Source organism: Metasolibacillus sp. FSL K6-0083 (assembly GCF_038630865.1).
In the GTDB taxonomy this organism is placed as follows: Bacteria; Bacillota; Bacilli; order Bacillales_A; family Planococcaceae; genus Metasolibacillus; species Metasolibacillus fluoroglycofenilyticus.
Genome location: NZ_CP152046.1, coordinates 3,047,016 through 3,064,018 on the forward strand (window position 1 = coordinate 3,047,016; position 17,003 = coordinate 3,064,018).

15 protein-coding genes are annotated in these 17,003 nt (G+C 37.4%); 12 read left to right on the forward strand and 3 right to left on the reverse strand.

The features are described from left to right. Positions 1-770: 770 nt before the first annotated feature. From MHB51_RS14290 to MHB51_RS14305, 4 genes are all read left to right on the forward strand, one after another. Positions 771-1,565 (forward strand): helix-turn-helix transcriptional regulator, encoded by a 795-nt coding sequence (locus tag MHB51_RS14290; RefSeq protein ID WP_107943467.1) that lies wholly within the window; start codon positions 771-773, stop codon positions 1,563-1,565. A gap of 282 nt (positions 1,566-1,847) precedes the next feature. Beyond that, positions 1,848-2,594, forward strand: coding sequence for a membrane protein insertase YidC (gene yidC, locus MHB51_RS14295; RefSeq protein WP_342558435.1), 747 nt, complete (start codon positions 1,848-1,850; stop codon positions 2,592-2,594). Positions 2,595-2,607: 13 nt separating this feature from the next. After that, complete coding sequence (locus tag MHB51_RS14300) at positions 2,608-2,856, forward strand: hypothetical protein (protein ID WP_107943342.1); 249 nt, start codon at positions 2,608-2,610, stop codon at positions 2,854-2,856. Between the two features lie 32 nt (positions 2,857-2,888). Further along, positions 2,889-3,740, forward strand: a complete 852-nt coding sequence (locus tag MHB51_RS14305) for a M15 family metallopeptidase (protein ID WP_342471790.1) — start codon at positions 2,889-2,891, stop codon at positions 3,738-3,740. Positions 3,741-3,871: 131 nt separating this feature from the next. On the opposite strand, the gene cls is transcribed toward MHB51_RS14305, so the two are convergent. Further along, positions 3,872-5,329, reverse strand: coding sequence for a cardiolipin synthase (gene cls, locus MHB51_RS14310; protein ID WP_066169127.1), 1,458 nt, complete (start codon positions 5,327-5,329; stop codon positions 3,872-3,874). A 763-nt stretch (positions 5,330-6,092) separates the two neighbouring features. On the opposite strand from cls, the gene MHB51_RS14315 reads away from it, so the two are divergent. Then, positions 6,093-6,233 carry an Lmo0850 family protein gene (locus MHB51_RS14315; RefSeq protein WP_201261946.1) on the forward strand — a complete coding sequence of 47 codons (141 nt, stop codon included), beginning with the start codon at positions 6,093-6,095 and terminating at the stop codon, positions 6,231-6,233. Between the two features lie 243 nt (positions 6,234-6,476). Here MHB51_RS14315 and MHB51_RS14320 read toward each other — a convergent pair whose 3' ends face one another. Then, a complete protein-coding gene (locus MHB51_RS14320; protein ID WP_066169125.1) occupies positions 6,477-7,670 on the reverse strand; it encodes an FtsW/RodA/SpoVE family cell cycle protein in 1,194 nt (397 codons plus the stop codon). A gap of 440 nt (positions 7,671-8,110) precedes the next feature. Here MHB51_RS14320 and MHB51_RS14325 point away from each other — a divergent pair, with 440 nt between their 5' ends. The 7 genes from MHB51_RS14325 to MHB51_RS14355 all read left to right on the forward strand — a co-directional run bounded on the left by MHB51_RS14325 (position 8,111) and on the right by MHB51_RS14355 (position 16,276). Then, positions 8,111-8,854 (forward strand): hypothetical protein, encoded by a 744-nt coding sequence (locus MHB51_RS14325; RefSeq protein WP_342558436.1) that lies wholly within the window; start codon positions 8,111-8,113, stop codon positions 8,852-8,854. Positions 8,855-8,907: 53 nt separating this feature from the next. Then, the gene (locus MHB51_RS14330; protein ID WP_066169122.1) at positions 8,908-9,978 is read left to right on the forward strand and encodes a D-alanine--D-alanine ligase; all 1,071 of its coding nucleotides are present in this window, start codon (positions 8,908-8,910) and stop codon (positions 9,976-9,978) included. A gap of 12 nt (positions 9,979-9,990) precedes the next feature. Then, positions 9,991-11,355, forward strand: coding sequence for a UDP-N-acetylmuramoyl-tripeptide--D-alanyl-D-alanine ligase (murF, locus tag MHB51_RS14335; protein ID WP_342558437.1), 1,365 nt, complete (start codon positions 9,991-9,993; stop codon positions 11,353-11,355). 313 nt (positions 11,356-11,668) lie between these two features. Continuing rightward, a complete protein-coding gene (locus MHB51_RS14340) occupies positions 11,669-12,361 on the forward strand; it encodes an alpha/beta fold hydrolase (protein WP_342471793.1) in 693 nt (230 codons plus the stop codon). A gap of 370 nt (positions 12,362-12,731) precedes the next feature. Next, complete coding sequence (locus tag MHB51_RS14345; RefSeq protein WP_066169116.1) at positions 12,732-14,237, forward strand: DEAD/DEAH box helicase; 1,506 nt, start codon at positions 12,732-12,734, stop codon at positions 14,235-14,237. A 118-nt stretch (positions 14,238-14,355) separates the two neighbouring features. After that, positions 14,356-14,835, forward strand: a complete 480-nt coding sequence (locus MHB51_RS14350) for a PH domain-containing protein (RefSeq protein ID WP_066169114.1) — start codon at positions 14,356-14,358, stop codon at positions 14,833-14,835. Beyond that, entirely contained in the window at positions 14,828-16,276 is a 1,449-nt protein-coding gene (locus MHB51_RS14355; RefSeq protein ID WP_342558438.1) for a PH domain-containing protein, read from the forward strand. The genes MHB51_RS14350 and MHB51_RS14355 overlap by 8 nt, the downstream gene beginning before the upstream one ends. Before the next feature lie 111 nt (positions 16,277-16,387). Here MHB51_RS14355 and MHB51_RS14360 read toward each other — a convergent pair whose 3' ends face one another. Then, a complete protein-coding gene (locus MHB51_RS14360; protein ID WP_107943336.1) occupies positions 16,388-16,990 on the reverse strand; it encodes a rhomboid family intramembrane serine protease in 603 nt (200 codons plus the stop codon). Positions 16,991-17,003: the final 13 nt, after the last annotated feature.

Sequence of the window (17,003 nt, forward strand, 5' to 3'; positions counted from 1 at the left end):
GAAAACTATGTTGTTTCTTCTTTTATATTTATATAGCTTTAAGTTTTGTTTAGATGTTGTTGAGTCAAGTTTACTATAATAATGAATGACGTCGTGGGCTAAAAGAAATCTAATTGTAGATTGGGGTCTCGACTTTACTCATATTTTCGCTAAAGACTTTTAGCTTTTGTTCTAAATGAAAATAGTGCTTTAGTAAAATAAAGGGAATAGCAATTTAGCTTTTTAAACAATAGTAAAAATCAACTAATGAAATAAAAAATATTGGTTGATAAAAAAACATAAATTATGGTAATATTCACTGTAGTTACTAAAAAATATCTAATGATTTAGCGAAAATATAGTTTCTGAGTAATGGTTTTAACGTCTTTCAGCAATATTTTTTGTACCGAAAGCGTAGCGACAGGTACAGAAATCTCCCACCTCTGTAGGTAGCGAGATGAATGCCTTTATTTGACTCATTTCAGCTAATGTCCAAACACCTGCTGAATCATAGGGACTCTAAGAACATGGCATACTAAAATAACGACTTAGTGACCAACATTGGGTTGGCCTAGATGTCACAGATTTTGAAGGGAAGCCTGTGCCATGCAGGGTAGTTAACAGTTGTCACATGACATGATGGTTTTAGGTTAACTACCATGAAACAGCTTGAAAGCATCTGGACGCAACTACATATAAAGGCGTAATTGATTATGACAAAAATATACATCTTGTTAAACAACTAAGAATCTAGGAAGGTATGAGAGTATTTTTTAGGAAAGATGGGATATATTATGCAACCACAACAATCGATAGCAGGAACAATATCTAAACGTTATTTTCAGGAAATTGATAATATTAATCAATACGATGGTGTGGAAGATTTTTTTGCTATAGAGTCGAGATTATTATTTGAAATTTACCATTTAGAAGAGACAAAGGCGAAAGAATCGTTACGTGCATTAATTGATATTTTATCTATTCGTTTCGGCAAACAAATGATTAAAGCGGTACGCCACTATTTTGTGGTTTTATCATCAATTGTTGCACGCAAGCTACTCGATAATCAAGTACCTCCTAAAAAGGCATTTGCATTTAATTTAGCTTGTGCTGACATGATTGAAAATAAAATGAAGGATGCTGAATTTTTACAGTTCGCGGATGATTTAATAGAATTTTATGTGTATTTCATTGCGGACCGTAAGCAGCCGACATTTAGCCATCAAACTGTTAATAAAGTTATTATGTATATAAATGATGAATTAGAAACAGATTTAACCGTGGAAAATATTGCAAATAACTTTCATATTAGTACAAGTCATTTATCACGTATTTTCCGAGAACATGTTGGCATTACATTGGTTGAGTATTTAAACGTCCGTCGCGTTGAAGAATCACAGTATTATTTGAGGCATACGAATAAAAGCATTACTTCCATTTCAAATCAATTCCATTTTTGTAATCAAAGCTATTTTACGCGTATTTTTAAAAAATATACTGGCGTTACGCCGAAGCATTTCCGAGATGAGCAGCATCACAATTTTTACCGCTTTGAAATGGTTGATAAAAAGATAGAAAATGTTTAATATTTTTAAAAGTGGCTGTTGGGATTGCAAATATATCTCAGCAGCTCTATTTATTTTGATTAATCAAATGACAGAGGGAATTTTTGTCTAACACCACCACCTATGGTAATGACTGAATAACTAGTCGAGCCTCGCACGACGTAGGCGAGTTAACCGTGTTACAATTAACTCGGGAAAATTTAGGCTGAGGTTAGCTTTGATGTAATTGATATAGTCAAATAATTGAGCACATGAAAAGATTGCTGTATACTCACCATATTAACAACTTTAGAAGGTGACCGTATGAAAAAAATAATGCTGTTCGGTATGCTAGGAAGCCTAAGCTTACTATTAAGTGGCTGTAAGGCAGTCGAGAACCAAGAAGGTTTTTTTTATAGCTTTTTTGTAAAGCCGATGGATCGATTGCTAGATTTTTTAGGGAATGACCTATTTAACGGAAGCTATGGTATGGCTATTATTGCAATAACAGTAGGTATTCGTTTAATATTAATGCCCTTTATGCTACGCAATTACCGAGCGCAAGCAGCAATGAAGTCGAAAATGGATATTGTAAAGCCGAAAATGGAGGAAATCCAGCAAAAAATGAAAGAGGCTGAATCGAAGGAAGAGCAAGCGAAGATGCAACAAGAAATGCTAGCACTCTACCGTGAACATAATATCAATCCATTAAATATGGGCTGTTTACCGATATTAATTCAAATGCCGATTATTATGGGACTTTACTATGCCATTTTATATTCACCAGATGTGAAGTCACATCCATTTTTATGGTTCAGTTTAGGTTCACCTGATATCATTATGCCGGTTATTGCTGGAATTGTGTATATGGTTCAAGCGCAAGTATCGTTATGGACAGTGCCTGAAGCACAAAAGGCACAAATGAAAATGTTTATGTACATTTCACCAATTATGATTGTGATTATTTCATTTTCATCAATGGCGGCATTACCTTTATATTGGTCAATTGGTGGTTTGCTGTTAATCATTCAAACATATATCGGACGAAAATATTATTCAGAGCAGAAATAATGGGGAAAACACTATGAACGAGAAAGTAATATCTATGCTACTAGTCATAGCTAGTAGTGCACTAGCTATATTTTTTATTATTAAACAAAATTTTAATTTAGCCGTGTTGTTTTTAACGGTTATGTTTACATTTTCAAATTTCTTTCGCTATCGTAGCTTTATGCGTCAAGGCTATGTGAAGGAAGCGAAGTGGATGCGGAATTTAGCCATATTTTTTGGCTTGGCAACAGTTGTCGTAGTTTTTATTTTAGTTACAAAGTGATAGAAAATTAAGTAAGGAAAGTAGGCGCAGGAATGAGGGGCAATCGAACGAAAAAAACAAGTGATACTTGGAAAATCGTTATTATTACAATTACTTCATTATTGATTATTAGTGCCATTGTGTTGACAGTAAAAGAAAAGCAAGAATTAACTAATCCTTCATTACAGTCGCCTGTTGATGAGCAGCAGGATGTAAATAACAATTCTACTGAGCTTCCTACTGAAGTAGATGAACAAGAAGAGTTAGATGAAAAAGATGGCACGCAATTAGAGGAAGAGGAGCAGCCAGTAGAATCAAAGGAGGAGCCAAAACGAACTGAGTATGATGAAAGCGGCTATCCGGTAACGCATATTGAGCCAACGGAACCGACTTACGTGAAGGGTGTTTTAATCGCAAATAAAGAGTACCCTTTACCGAAGACGTATAATCCAGGAGAGAATTCTGAGGCGAAGGTGGCATTAGAAAAAATGCTTGCGGGTGCAAAGGCAGCAGGGTTCAATCTTGTAGCATTTAGTGGTTTTCGCTCCTATGAATATCAAACAACATTATATACAAATTATGTTAACAGAGATGGACAAAAAGCGGCAGATCGTTATAGTGCACGTCCGGGTTATTCTGAGCATCAAACAGGCCTTGCTTATGATATAGGGGAGAAAGGGCGCGAAAGCTTATGGTTGACAAGTGAATTTGGTGAAACGGCTGCAGGAAAGTGGCTACATCAGCATGCTCATGAGTTTGGCTTTATTTTACGCTACCCACAGGGCAAGGAAAACATTACAGGCTATATGTATGAATCATGGCATTTTCGTTATATAGGTCTTGAAATGGCAAAAGCAATTTTCGAAGCAGACATAACATTAGAAGAGTATTTAGGAATAAAATAAAAGAGCTATTAAGCAAATAAAAACTTCACGAATATAATAAAATGGCTGTTGAGAAATGCAGGGATGAGCCTGCTTTCTCAGCAGCCATTTTTTTATTCAGTAGATGGACGTGTAGCGATTAAAGATTCATCTTATAAAATGGGTGAAAGTAATCGAGAAATGGATTCTTTAAATTTTACTACGTTTGAACGATTATCGTAAATTTCTTTTGTTAACTCAGTACTGTCGAAAATATCTGACTCAAATGCCTCTGCTAAATAATGCGCAATTGGTCGGTCGTAAATAAAGGCGTTGACTTCGAAATTTAAACTGAAGCTGCGCACATCGATATTGGCTGTACCAACTGAAGCAACCTCATCGTCGATTACGAGCATTTTAGAATGAATGAAACCTTTATTGTATTGATAAATACGTGCACCTGCTTTTAGCAAAAGTCCTACATATGAATAATTTGCCCAATAAACAAAAGGATGGTCTGGTTTGTTTGGAATCATAATTCGCACATCGATTCCGGATAATGCGGCGATACGAATCGTATCTAAAAAGCTGCTATCAGGAATAAAATACGGTGATTGAATATAAATATATTTTTTGGCATCTGCAATTAACCGTAAGTAGCCATTTTTAATAACTGTCCAATCTGTATCAGGTCCACTTGACACAATTTGTAGTGCCGCTGTTCCTTTTTGAGGGATAACAGGAAAATAGCGCTCAGCATATTTTACACGATGATGGTGACTTGCTTGATTCCAATCGAGTAAAAAGCGAGTTTGTAAAGGATGGACGGCGCTTCCCTCAATACGTAAATGAGTATCGCGCCAGTAACCAAACTTTTTGTTTAAGCCTAAATATTCGTCTCCAACATTAAATCCACCAATATAGCCAATGCGTCCATCAATTACAACGATTTTGCGATGGTTTCGATAGTTTAAACGCGGATTAATAAGCGGTAAGATAGAAGGGAAAAATACTTCTATTTCCCCACCGAGATTTAACAGCTCTTTAAACTGCTTTTTCCGTACACTACGTGACCCCATTTCGTCATATAAGATGCGAACTTTCACACCTTGTCGTGCCTTTTTAACCGTCGCATCAAAAATTCGCTTACCTATATTATCAAGCTTGAAAATATAGTACTGAATATGAATATGGTCTTTGGCATGCATAATATCTTGAATGAGTCGCTCAAATTTTTCGGTGCCATCATTTAAAATATCGACATGATTATCTTGTGTTAAAACAGCATGATTCGTAATTAAATTCATATAAATTAAATCTTGATGTGCTTCGATATGCTCTCCACGAAATTCAAGTTTATTTTCTTTAATAGCCTCAATTTGATAATCAATTAATGCTTTAATACCGATGCTTTCGCGCCCTTCCCAACGGTAAAAATGCTTTTTACTAAGCTGTCTACCGAGCAATAAATATAACATGAACCCAACGACCGGAAGGAAAAATAATACTAATAGCCATGCCCATGAAGATGATGGGTCTTTGCGCTCTAAAAAAATAACTGCGATAGCAAATAAAATATTGAGCACTAAAATAATAAGAGCAACAAAGCTAGTTTCTATAACAGTAAGCATAGCAGCACCCACTTCCTAATTTTTTGAATACACGAAAGATATGTACAATACCTTAAATAATAGTAGCATATGTAGACTGTTTTAAGAAAGGTATCTCGATGTAGTAATGTTTTTTGTAAGGAGTAGACAGCGGAAGCACATATTTTGTACTGACAAGCACAGTTACGGAAGTTTTCCATTACCATCCCAAAAAAGGAGTTGTTCGAAAAGTCCATTTTGTTTTGCCATCGCATTGAAATCAATGTTTTCATCGCTTCCCTTTTACTGAAGGATAACGCTGCTGTTCACCCCATTTTTAAAAGAGGCGTTCTCTGTTTATAGGAATCAACATTTTGCGAAACATCATCGCTACTGTCCAAAATGCCGGCTATGCACGGCTTTTTGGACAGCCCCAGTAATTGATGTAGAATTTGATGAATAAAATAATAGAAATGGAGCATATTGTATAAGTGGGTAGAGAGAATTGCAGTCACAGTTAATATAGGCTAGATAATAATAATTTACGCAGTTGTAACATAATTGATAAATTTTCAAGTGAGAATTAATGGTATGATATGTATAGAAAAACAAGTCAGACCTCTAAAGAGTGAAACTTTCTACTATCCTAAAACGTTATCCTAATTACTACTACTGAATTAGGGTAGGCCTCTAGTAAATGTAACAGATTTTAAAGAAAAGCTTTTTCGGTTTTACTCAAAAAATCTGGAAGTGAGTTAGTGGAGGCATAATTGATATATTCTATAAAAAGGCTGAGGTGGAGCAAATGGCGAAAGAAATCGACTTAAAGAAAATTGTTTCAAATTTATCTAAGTTAGGTGTGAACGCAACTGTTACAAAATCTCGCATCGAGCTTTTGAAAGTATTGACACCACCAGTACAATCACCACAAGCACAACAAGCATAAGAAAGAGTGAAGGAGCCGTCTGAAAAATCATTTTGAGACGGCTCCTTCGTTGTATCATATATTTCGAGCAATAAAAACACGTGGACAAAACTATGTCCTTATCACAAAAATTAAAATCGTCAATTAAACGGACCAGCCGCAAATATATTAAAGGTGTGTAATTCAGCTTTTAAAAAAAGTATTATTTCAAAAACGTCTGAAAAGCATTGCCTCTGCACGCTTTTCAGACGCCCCTACAAGGTTTTATTCATCATCGTCATTACCAGAGAACATATATGTTTTATAGTGGAATCGCATACTAAAGACGAGCCCAATTGCGAGTGTATTCCCCATTAACGAGCTTCCGCCATAGCTAATGAATGGCAATGGGATACCTGTAATTGGAAGAAGTTGAATCGTCATACCGATGTTTTCAAAAACATGGAATGTAATCATTGCGATGATACCGGCACAAACATATGTGCAAAATGGGTCTTTCAGCAGTAATGTCGTTTTAGTTAAATGATAGATTAATAAGAAGTATAAGCAAATAACAAAGCTTGCTCCGACAAAGCCCCAATCCTCGCCGATTACTGCAAAAATAAAGTCGGTATGGTTTTCTGATACGTATACTTCTCGACCTTGAAAGCCTTTACCAAAAATTTCCCCTGAGCCAATCGCATTAAGCGAAGTGATAAGATGATAACCTTCATTTGAAGAATACGAATATGGGTCGAGCCAGGAATAAATGCGGGCAAATTGATACGATTTGAAACCAAATGTTTTTTCTAAAAAATCCTGCATATAAAGTGCCATCCAAAGTAGTGCACCGCCTATAGCACTACCACCAACAATAACAGGTAATATGATTTTCCATGAAATACCTGCTACAATAATAAGTGCTGCTGTAATGGCGATAAAAACAAGCGATGAACCAAGATCGGGCTGCTGCATAATAAAAGCTAATGGTATCATGAGTGTAATCCCGATTTTAGCAAGTAAAATAAAATCTGTTTTTAATGACCTGATTAAATGCTTTTCATGATGCTTACTAATTAACCTCGCTGTAGCTAAAATGAAAAAGGTTTTCATAAACTCTGAAGGTTGAATACTACCTACACCGGGGATATGATACCAGCTTTTAGCTCCATTTTTTTTTTCAGCAATTTGTCCGACACCGTCGGGCATGAAAAGAAGAACGACTAGCAGTAAAATGCCTATACCATATAAATACCAAGACATTTTTTTGTATTGGTCTGGCTCGAAATACATAACGAAGGAAATAATAATTGCACCTACGAGATACCATTGTAATTGCTTTGGCACAAAATTATAATTTCCGTATTGTCCACCTGTCTGAGCAGATGCTATAGCTAATAAACTAATGGCGAGAAACATTAGTAATATGACAGCAAGTGCCCAATCAAAACGCTTCATAAATTGACGATTATTTTCCATAAAATTCACCTTATTCATAAGTGCTTAATTGCATGATTGATATTTGATTCAGTGAATGCTGTAGCTCTCACTGAAAAAAAGGAACTCCTTTTAAAAGACCTGCGTCTTATTGGAGTAGTTAATTCAAAGTTTTGGTGCGAACGACTAAGCTGTATCATGAATATTCACCGAGTTAGCCGAGGCGTAATTGATTTTATCATATTATATGAAAAAATACTGCAAACTAAGTAATATGTAGTGAAATTTCAAGCAATCACAACGGTTGTTTGTTCGATTTTTTACAATTGCACCTTAAGGAAAGTAAAATATTTGCTATTAGTTAGAAGTCGCTGTTTTTGAATCGGTAAGAATTGAGACGATACATTATTTAAAATGTTTCAAAAAAACAAGGAATAGGCATATAATAGGAGTATTATTGGAATTGAAGGAGCGGGTAGGCAGTGGCAAGAAAAATGAGGGCGGCAGAGGATTATATGCACCATTTGTATGTACATATGAATGATGTTGACCACTTTGTGATATTCAGTAGGTTAACACATAAACAATTTCTGTCTTCTGCAGCATCATTAAAAAATTTACTTTTAATAAAGCACGCTTATGAAGATGGTTCTTTTAATATGCATACACTGCTAGATTTTATTTCAACAGAAGATTTACCGGGCTTTGCACGAACGGATTTAAAAGGAGATTTATGTTTATTAGATTTTCACAACGAGCAGCAAGTAAATGAATTAACGCCTCTAGAGCAGGCCGAGCTTTTGTATATTGGTCATAAAAAAGAGCCACTTGCTTCGCCGTTTTTCCAAAAGTTACAAAATCGTTATATTTACTATGCTGCGCCTGAAGATCAAATGACTAAAATATATTTCCGCTTCTTGGCAGATGTGGAGCATCTTATTGCCAATTTATTGAATCAAATGGTGAGGGAAAAGGAAGGCACTGGTAACTTCTGGCGACGCAAATCTGCCAAACGAATACCAGCAATTGATGCAAATGTATTGCGCTCTTGGCGTCATTATATGAAGGAGGGCGCGTTGTTATCGTTAAGCAAGCAAGAGAAGCCTAATTCCAGTTACAGCATTGAAATTAGAACATTACTGGACTACGATTTTCCAGATGAAGTTTGGGACGATTTGAATGATATTATTAAACAGCCGTATGATGAGCAGATTTTAATTAATTAGTTAGTTTTAGAACGTTTTGTGAGGATTAATTGATAATATTAGGGGGAAATAAAATGGTAAAAAAAATAGGGTTAGTATATGGCGGGAAATCTGCGGAGCATGAAGTATCGCTATCGACAGCAACAGCGGTTATTAAGGCTGTCGATTTTACTAGCTATGAAGTGTATCCCATTTATATTACATTGGACGGTGAATGGCGTACAGGTCCCCAATTAACAGCTCCTGTAGAAACTGAGGGGCAATTACAATTTACTAGAGAAGAAAGCAAGCCAAATAATATTACGGAATTTATTGAAGCGCATAATGCTATTCAATTTGATGTCATTTTCCCGCTGTTGCACGGAACAAATGGAGAAGATGGAACAGTACAGGGCTTGTTTGAAGTATTAAATATTCCGTATGTTGGGAATGGCGTATTAAGCTCTGCTGCTGCTATGGATAAGGTTATCATGAAGCAGTTGTTTGAAATAGCAGGCTTACAGCAAGTTCCATATATTTATTTTATACGAAGTGAATGGAAGAGCAATCCGCAAAGTATCGTAGAAAAATGTGAAAAGCAATTAATCTGGCCGTTATTTGTTAAGCCAGCAAACTTAGGTTCAAGTGTAGGAATTAGTAAAGTAAATAATAGTGAGCAGCTAATCGAGGCAGTGGAGCTTGCTCTTCAATATGACCGTAAAATAGTTATTGAGCAAGGGATAGTTGCCCGCGAGGTTGAAGCAGGAGTGTTAGGCAATGATGAGCCACAAGTGTCTGTAGCGGGTGAAATTAAACCTACAACAGAATTTTACACATACGACTCAAAATATAAGGATGGTTCAACAGCGCTAATTATACCTACTGAACTTTCTACGCAAGCATCTGAGCAACTAAAAGATATGGCAAAGCGTGCATTTAAAATATTAGATTGTGCAGGGCTTGTACGTGCAGATTTCTTTGTTACAGCAGAAGATAAGGTATTGATTAATGAAGTGAATACAATGCCGGGCTTTACACCTTTTAGCATGTATCCATTGCTATGGCAAAATACAGATGTGCCTTATTCGCAATTAATAGATAGATTAATTCAATTAGCTGTAGAGCGCTATGAAGAAAAGCAGCAGCTTCAGTACAACAAAGATTGAGTGGGATAAAACGTGAAAAAAACAATAAAGCAGTTAGCTACATGGTTAAAAATAGATGAGCAAACACATGAGGATGTTGTTGTAACAGGTATTTCAATTGATACTCGTACAATTCAAGCTGGAGATTTATTTGTGCCATTTCGAGGTGAATCAGTGAATGGTCATAAATTTGTTGAGCAAGCATTTGAAAAAGGGGCTGCTGCTTCCTTATGGCTTAACGATGAGCCAAATCCACCAGAGGATCTGCCGTTAATTTTTGTTGATGATGCTGAGCAAGCGCTGCAACAAATGGCTATTGCTTATCGCAGTGAGCATAAGGCGACATTTATCGGTATTACCGGCTCAAATGGCAAAACTTCTGCTAAAGATATCGTAGCGAGTGCATTAGCGCCATATTTTAAAGTGCAAAAAACAATCGGTAATTTCAATAACCAGTTAGGGCTGCCACTTACTATTTTACAGCTTGATGAAGATACGGAAATATCAGTGCTAGAGATGGGCATGAGTGGTTTTGGTGAAATTGAGCTTTTAGCCCGTATTGCGCGTCCACATTTGGCCATTATTACAAATATTGGTGAAGCGCATATGCAAGATTTAGGCTCGCGTGCGGGCATTGCACAAGCGAAATATGAAATTACGCAAGGCTTACTCGAAGAGGGCTTCCTTATTTACGATGGAGACGAACCGTTATTGTGCAATTTAGTGGCGGAGGATGCCTATACGGAGGCAAAAGCATTTGGCTTTAATACGAAGCATGAGCTCTATGCCACTCATATTACAGCTACGGAAGAGGGCAGTAGCTTTACGGTAGATGGTTTAATACAAGGCGATTTTACAATTCCTATTTTAGGTAAGCATCAAGTGAAAAATACGTTAGCTGCGATGCTTATATGTAAAGCGATGAATTTAACAGATGAGCAAATTCGCACAGCACTGGCACAAATTGAATTAACAAATATGCGCATGCAATTAGTGCCAAAGGGTACATTATTATTTATAAATGATGCCTATAATGCTGCACCAACATCAATGCGCGCAGCAGTTGATTTTATGCAAACAACGACTATCCGACCTGAAAAATGGCTTGTGCTTGGTGACATGCTTGAGCTTGGAGATGACGAGCAAGCCTTCCATGAAAATATGGCGAAATATATAGATAAAACGGCTGTGCAATACATTTGTTTATATGGTACTCGCATGAAATGGCTATACGACAAACTGGCTGCAACATTTGATGCGCAGCATATAATCTATAGCGAGACAGACTATATGCCAATCGTTGAAAAAATACAGGCTGATGCTAGTGAGCAGTCCATTATTTTATTAAAGGGCTCGCGCGGCATGAAGCTCGAAACAATTTTGACTTATCTGTCGTAAAGTTGAACGTAAGTAGCTAAGCCTATGGCAATCTTATATTTGATTTCCAAAAGCGAGTGACTGGCAAATCGCTTTAGCATATTGTGTTGTCCATGAATGCGGGGTTAGCATGTTAGGAAATATTTCTGACATGCTATTTTGTTTCTGCAAATTGGGCAATATAAGGTGAAACTTCAATCAGTGCCCCCGCTGAACCAATCGGGCAATTATGGGAAGCTAATCATCCTTAGCGAATTTTCACTTAAGTCTTGAAGTGAGAGTCGTAATGCCCGTTAATGTGGGGTAAAAGAGATAGAAAGGTTGGTGTTGCAAGGTGAAGCAAGGAATTTTATTACTGCATGGCTTTTCGGGTGGACCATATGAAATCGAGCCCTTAACAGAATATTTACGGCAGCATATGAAATGTGACATTGTGACACCTACTTATTGTGGGCACGGGGAGGAACTTTCTATGCGTGGTTATAAGGCACAGCACTGGTTAATGGATGCGGAAATTGCCTATCGCCAGCTAGCTAAAAAGGTCGATGAGATTACGGTTATTGGCTTTTCGATGGGCGGTGTTATCGCTTTATATTTAGCGAAGCGTTACCCTGTGAAAAAACTAGTACTATTAAGTGCGGCCATTAAGTATATGAGCCCAGTCCAAATGTTAGAGGATTTGCGCCAAATGGCAAAAGAGGCAGTAAAAGGACATTTAAAAAATAATGAATTATTTCAACGCTATGAGCGCAAACTAATGACTGTCCCACTAAGTTCGATGGTTGAATTTATGCGCATTGTGAAAAAGGTCGAGCCTTATATTGGGCATATCAATGTGCCCACATTTATTATCCAAGGAGAGAAGGACGGCATTGTTCCGCATATCGCAGCCCATTTTTTATTTGACAGTATTCGAACGGAAGAGAAGCATTTATTTTTATCGGCAAATGGTAAACATCATATTTGTTATAGCGATGATTGTGAAGAATGGTTTTGTGAGGTGCTGGCATTTCTTTGCACAACGTAAAAAGTCAGATTATTAAGTTAAGCATTATCATTGCATACTGTCTGTGCACGTGATAGACTATGTAAAGCAATGGATACATTTTGTGCGAAGACTCTTCAGATTACATAGTGAAGAGTGCTTTTTTTTGAATTTAACGGTTTCATTCTATAGTTTTCATATTTGATGTTGATTACCTAAGTAGAATTAAACCGCTCGGCAACGACCGGGCTTTCCTTTTCATATTAAGAAAGCTTCTGCGCAATGTTCAGGAAGCGCAGAGAGAATTTTTACGTAACGGAAACCGTTCCACATATAGGCTCGATTTTGCCGACACTTCATCTGAAAATGTAACCATTTGTCAACTTATAAGGAAAAAAGGAGATTGAAGAGTTTGACAAATTTTTCAGAATTAAATATTAGTGAATCTACATTACGCTCAGTGAAGCGTATGGGATTTGAAGAAGCAACACCAATCCAGGAAGGTACAATTAAATTTGCATTAGATGGTCGCGATATACTTGGCCAAGCACAAACTGGTACTGGTAAAACTGCCGCATTTGGTATTCCTCTAATTGAGAAAATTGACCCTAAAAACCCAAACATCCAAGCATTAGTTATTGCTCCAACTCGTGAATTAGCAATTCAAGTTTCGGAAGAGCTTTATAAAATCGGATATGATAAACGTGTGAAGTTATTATCTGTATACGGTGGTCAGGAAATCGGGCGCCAAATTCGTGCATTGAAAAACAGACCACAAATTATCGTTGGTACACCGGGACGTATTATTGACCATATTAATCGCCGTACATTAAAGCTTGAAGATGTGCAAACATTAGTACTTGATGAAGCGGATGAAATGTTAAATATGGGCTTTATCGATGATATTAATTCGATTTTAGAAAACGTACCATCAAATCGCCAAACATTACTATTCTCAGCAACGATGCCTCCAGCGATTCGCAAAATTGCGGAAACATTCATGCAGGAGCCAGAAATCGTAAAAATTAAGGCAAAAGAATTAACGGTTGATAATATCGAGCAATATTTTGTAAAAGCACAAGAGCGTGAAAAATTCGATATTTTATGTCGCGTTATTAATGTGCACCAACCAGAATTAGCAATTATTTTTGGTCGTACAAAGCGTCGAGTTGATGAGTTAACGCAAGCATTAAACTTACGTGGTTATAATGCAGAAGGGATTCATGGTGATTTAAGCCAAGCGAAACGTATTTCTGTATTGCGTCAATTCAAAGAAAACCAAATCGATATTCTTGTGGCGACAGATGTTGCAGCGCGTGGTCTTGATATTTCAGGTGTAACGCATGTTTACAACTTTGATATTCCACAGGACCCAGAAAGCTATGTACACCGTATTGGTCGTACTGGTCGTGCTGGTAAGTCAGGTCTTGCTGTTACATTCGTCACACCGCGTGAGATGGGCTATTTACGCATCGTTGAAGAAACGACGAAAAAGCGTATGACACCATTAAAGCCACCTACAACGAGTGAAGCATTAGTAGGTCAACAACAGCAATCAGTTGAACACTTAGTGGAATTAGTGCAATCTGCTGAGCTTAGCGATTACCGCTTATTGGCGGAGGAACTATTAGAAAATTATAATGCAGTTGATTTAATCGCTGCGGCATTAAAATCTGTGACACGTGAGCCAGATGCAACACCTGTAACAATTACAGAAGAGCGTCCATTGCCGATGCGCCGTGAGCGTGGTTCACAACAAGGTCGTGGTGGCAGTGGTCGCAATGACCGCAACCGCCGTAATGACCGTGGTGGTAGCCGTGACCGTGGACGCGACCGCAATCGTCCATCGTCAGACCGCAACCGTGACCGCCGTCGTGAAAGCAGCGGAAGTCGCCGCCCACGCCGTCGCGAAGACTAGTCATTAGAGTGCCAGGCACAAAAACAATTCTGAATTGTTTGCGTGCCTGGCACTTTTGAATTTTTTTGAAACAAATATAGTATTCATACGTATAATGGAAGGGAGAGGAAGTGGAGAAATGAGAACGGAACCAAAATATCAAATTCCTAAAAAAGGATTAACCGTTTGGCGACTATACGGCATACTAGAAACACTAGTAGCTATTATCATTGCTGGAGCAGTTAGTTTTGCTACATACTATTTTGAATGGCCGAAATATATTTATTTTATAGCTGCGGCGATTGTTATTATAATCGCCTTATTAGAAATATGGATTTTTCCAAATATCCGTTGGCGTATTTGGCGTTATGAAGTGCGTGAGCAGGAGATTGAAATTCAAAGTGGCTTGTTTATTGTCAAACGTACACTAATACCAATGGTGCGTGTACAGCATGTAGATACAGGACAAGGTCCAATATTAAAAAAATATGATTTGGCGAATATTTCAATCTCCTCTGCTGCAACAACGCATGTGATTCCGATGTTAATTACGGCAGATGCAGACGAACTGCGTGCTAAAATTTCGGAACTGGCAAGGGTGGCGGAAGAAGATGTCTAAATATAAATTGCATCCTGTATCGGCTATTATTAACTGCGCAAAAGCTTTAAAGGACTCGTTAATTCCAATTGTAATCATTGTTGTAGCAAACGGCTTTAATTTTAGCTTGAATTTTCGTGACGAGCGCTTCTTTCAATCAATGATACCGCTTATCATCTTATCAGCTATTATTCTTTTCTCGTTTTTCAATGGCATTATTAAATGGTGGACATTTACTTATTGGTTTGAGGATAATGAGCTGCGGGTTCAGCACGGCTTATTTATTAAAAAGAAGCGCTTTATCCCATATGACCGTATTCAAAGCTTAAATTATAAAGAAGGTATTTTTCACCGTATTTTTGGTTTAGTGCAGGTGTCGGTTGAAACAGCGGGTAATAAGTCTGGAAAGGCAGAGGCTGAGCTTACAGCTATTACACGCGAGGCTGCAGATTTTATTGAAAATGAAACAAAAAAAATAAAAATAGCGCAGCATGTTGTAGAAGGTGAGGAGTTACAGGCAACACGCCTCATTCATAAAATGTCACCAAAGGATTTAGTAGTTTTAGCAACTACTTCGAATAGTATTGGGGTTGTATTGGCTGGGGTATTGGCTGTTGTTTCGCAGTTTTCGGAGTTTATTCCGTATGATTGGATTTATGAAGAGATGGCGCAATTATTACGCTTTGGCTTTTTATTAATTGTTATACTTGCTATTTTTGGTTTATTAATTGCATGGCTAGTATCTGTAGTAATTACATTTATTAACTATTATAATTTTGAAGTATCTGAGGAAAATGAGCGTCTTATTATAACGCGTGGTTTATTAGAGAAAAAACGTATTACGATTCCTTTAAATCGTGTACAAGCAATTAAAATTGTTGAAAACCCATTTAGACAAATATTTGGCTTAGCGGCGGTGATTGTAGAAAGTGCTGGGGGTGGCTTTGGAGGAGAAAAAGATAAAACAGTTGTCTTATTTCCTTTAATTTCAAGAAAGAAAATGGCACAGCCATTGCAGCAGCTATTTCCTCATTTTGACTTGAATTTAGAGGAAGCGATACGACCACCAAAGCGTGCACGACCGTACTTTTATCGGATTGACTTTGTATGGCTTGTCCCGCTAATGGCTGCATTATCATACTTCTTTTTCCCGTACGGTATGCTGTCTTTATTATTAATAATACCTGTATTGCTGTTAGGGCTATGGCAATTTAAAACAGCTCGCTTTAAAATTTCAAGTGAGCAAATTACGATTATGTATAGAACGATTAGTCGCGTAACGTTTATTGCAGAAAAACGCCGCATTCAAATTGCGGAGCAACAGCAAAATTATTTCCAAAAGAGAAAAAGTGTTGCATCAGCGAAAATTGTTGTGATGTCAGGTGCAACTGGGGCATCTGCGAAGGCTTATCATATGGATGAGCAATGCATTGATGAGTTAATGCGCTGGTATGAGCGATAAGTTTTCCAGCTCATAATACGAAATAAAACGACTGTTAGAAGAGCGTGCATTTGCAATGTTCTTCTGACAGTCGTTTGTATGTCAAAAAAGAAATCAATTAGCAGCCGGGCATTATTGTCGCCAACGTAGCATATTTTTAGGTTTAAAATAAAATAGCCCTAGTGCGAAGCCTGTGACTAGTCCACCTAGGTGACTGGCGATATTAATATTTGGCTGTAAAAACGTCATGATTACACTAATGACGATGATTGGAAGAATAATTTGGCGAAGCTGCGGCATGACATGTCGCATATAGAATAAAAGTCCTCCGAACGCCCCGATAATACCAAAAATTGCCCCGCTAGCCCCAACGCTCGCATAGTCTGCATCCTGTGTTACAAATGTAACGATGCCTCCGAAAATGCCTGCAAGAAAATAAATTGTTAAAAAACGCATTTTGCCAGCGATTTTTTCTAGCTCAGGCCCAAATAAAAAAAGTGAAAACATATTAAATAAAATATGCAAAAAGCCTGCATGCAAAAACATGGACGTAATCATCCGCCACCATTCACCTGCAGCGATTAAGCCATTGTGGCTAACACCCGCATAAAAAAGCTCAGTGCCAAGACCGGGAATGCGTGTGACAAGATGAGCTATAATATTTAAAGCAATAATAGTTGAAACGACGGGATACATTTTAATATACTGTTGAAAACTTTCTCTACGAATAAACATTTTTCCACCTCGA

Coding starts and splice junctions, on each gene's coding strand:
- yidC (WP_342558435.1), top strand. CDS start 1,848: ATGAAAAAAATAATGCTGTTCGGTATGCTAGGAAGCCTAAGCTTACTA.
- MHB51_RS14300 (WP_107943342.1), top strand. CDS start 2,608: ATGAACGAGAAAGTAATATCTATGCTACTAGTCATAGCTAGTAGTGCA.
- MHB51_RS14305 (WP_342471790.1), top strand. CDS start 2,889: ATGAGGGGCAATCGAACGAAAAAAACAAGTGATACTTGGAAAATCGTT.
- cls (WP_066169127.1), bottom strand. CDS start 5,329: ATGCTTACTGTTATAGAAACTAGCTTTGTTGCTCTTATTATTTTAGTG.
- MHB51_RS14315 (WP_201261946.1), top strand. CDS start 6,093: ATGGCGAAAGAAATCGACTTAAAGAAAATTGTTTCAAATTTATCTAAG.
- MHB51_RS14320 (WP_066169125.1), bottom strand. CDS start 7,670: ATGGAAAATAATCGTCAATTTATGAAGCGTTTTGATTGGGCACTTGCT.
- MHB51_RS14330 (WP_066169122.1), top strand. CDS start 8,908: ATGGTAAAAAAAATAGGGTTAGTATATGGCGGGAAATCTGCGGAGCAT.
- MHB51_RS14350 (WP_066169114.1), top strand. CDS start 14,356: ATGAGAACGGAACCAAAATATCAAATTCCTAAAAAAGGATTAACCGTT.
- MHB51_RS14355 (WP_342558438.1), top strand. CDS start 14,828: ATGTCTAAATATAAATTGCATCCTGTATCGGCTATTATTAACTGCGCA.
- MHB51_RS14360 (WP_107943336.1), bottom strand. CDS start 16,990: ATGTTTATTCGTAGAGAAAGTTTTCAACAGTATATTAAAATGTATCCC.